General features: G+C 37.1%; 2 protein-coding genes and 1 pseudogene. All 3 read left to right on the top strand.

Annotated elements, in window-relative coordinates; all coding sequences use genetic code 11:
• Positions 1–170: pseudogene (locus CBG25_RS08205) on the top strand (IS110 family transposase); the annotation flags it as partial.
• A 2-nt stretch (positions 171–172) separates the two neighbouring features.
• A complete protein-coding gene (locus CBG25_RS08200) occupies positions 173–532 on the top strand; it encodes a universal stress protein (RefSeq protein WP_290605943.1) in 360 nt (119 codons plus the stop codon).
• A 162-nt stretch (positions 533–694) separates the two neighbouring features.
• Positions 695–1102: an NADPH-dependent FMN reductase gene (locus CBG25_RS08195; protein ID WP_366212751.1), complete on the top strand. Its 408-nt coding sequence runs from the start codon at positions 695–697 to the stop codon at positions 1100–1102.
• Positions 1103–1423 lie beyond the last annotated feature (321 nt).

The following is a 1423-nucleotide window of genomic DNA, read 5'->3' as shown; positions in this document are numbered from 1 at the left end:
CAACCCGTTTCAACCCGGTGATAAAGGTGTTTTACATGCGGTTGGTTGCAGCCGGAAAACCCAAAAAAGTCGCTCTGGTTGCCTGCATGCGCAAACTGTTGACCATCCTGAATGCGATGCTCAGAAATAACGAAGAATGGGATGAATCCTACCATCAGGTTACTACGTAATTTTGTTGGTCAAGACAGTTGCTGATTTCTATTTTATTTCTGCGATTTATGCGCCTTCTTTTTTCATTGCTAGTAAAATTGTCTATTCTAAACAGCCAATTAGCGATGATGATGAAATTGTCCAACAGGCTCTGCAAAGCCTACAAAGTATGGCAAAAAAATTTGCTATTCCAGCGGAAAAAATATACTGCTTAATTAAAACCGATCCGCCAAGAGATGCTATTTTAGAAATCGCCGATGAAATTAATGCAGACTTGATTGTTATCGCCTCTCGCCGACCTAATTTTAGAACCCATTTACTCGGTTCAACCGCTACCGCAGTGGTGAATTATGCGAAAATCCCAGTTTTAGTGATTAGATAAACACGATTGTGTGGGAATAATTATCCCGCCTGGCTGGCATCACTAATTAATTATTATTCTTAATTTAAGACAAACCATCCATTGATATACACTATTAAATAACATGATTAATTTTTGCCAAATCTATCGTTTGTTTGACGTTCAATAAGGTAAAGGTGATATATGAAAGAAGATAAAGTCGTTATCATCGTTGGTAGCTTACGTAAAGGCTCATATAATAAAAAACTGGCTAACGAATTAATCAAACTGGCCCACCCACAACTACAATTTTTTTTCGCCGAAATAGGAAAACTGCCACTCTATAACCAAGATGATGATGAGCAGCCAAGTAAAATAGTACAAGATTTTAAACAACAAATAGCTGATGCTGATGGCGTTATTTTTGTTACCGCAGAATATAATCGTTCTATTCCTGGTGTATTAAAAAATGCCCTTGATCAAGGCTCTCGGCCTTATGGAAAAAATGTCTGGGCGCAGAAACCTGCGGGGGTTATCGGAACTTCCCCTGGTGCTATGGGAAGTGCTCTATCACAACAGCATTTATTTAAGAAATGTGCTAACTTTTCTTGATATGCCAACACTAAATCAACTAGAAGCGTTTATTCAATGGAATGAAAATATTATTGATCAGCATGGTAATTTGCTGGAAAGGACGAAGATTTTTTTACAAAAATGGCTGAATGCTTATAGCAATTTTCTAACAAAACAACTTAATTAATTAAATTAATATTGTAAATTTAAAGGCTACATAAATTTAATAAATAACCTTTGGGCACCTCGAAAAACCTAAGCCGAGTTTGATTTTGCTGATAAAGTTATCGGAAGCTGGTCTACTGAGCTAACCACCATGAAGAAACGCAGCGCCATTAAGAATGACCTCTTTGCAAACCA

Origin of the sequence: Arsenophonus sp. ENCA, from assembly GCF_002287155.1 — a bacterium.
GTDB classification, from domain to species: Bacteria; Pseudomonadota; Gammaproteobacteria; order Enterobacterales; family Enterobacteriaceae; genus Arsenophonus; species Arsenophonus nilaparvatae.
The sequence above is the reverse complement of the archived record's forward strand: the minus strand, read 5'-3'. Positions and strand labels throughout refer to the sequence as shown.

Bases quoted from the DNA above. Each gene is read 5' to 3' on its own strand.
- CBG25_RS08195 (WP_366212751.1), top strand. From the start codon at position 695: ATGAAAGAAGATAAAGTCGTTATCATCGTTGGTAGCTTACGTAAAGGC.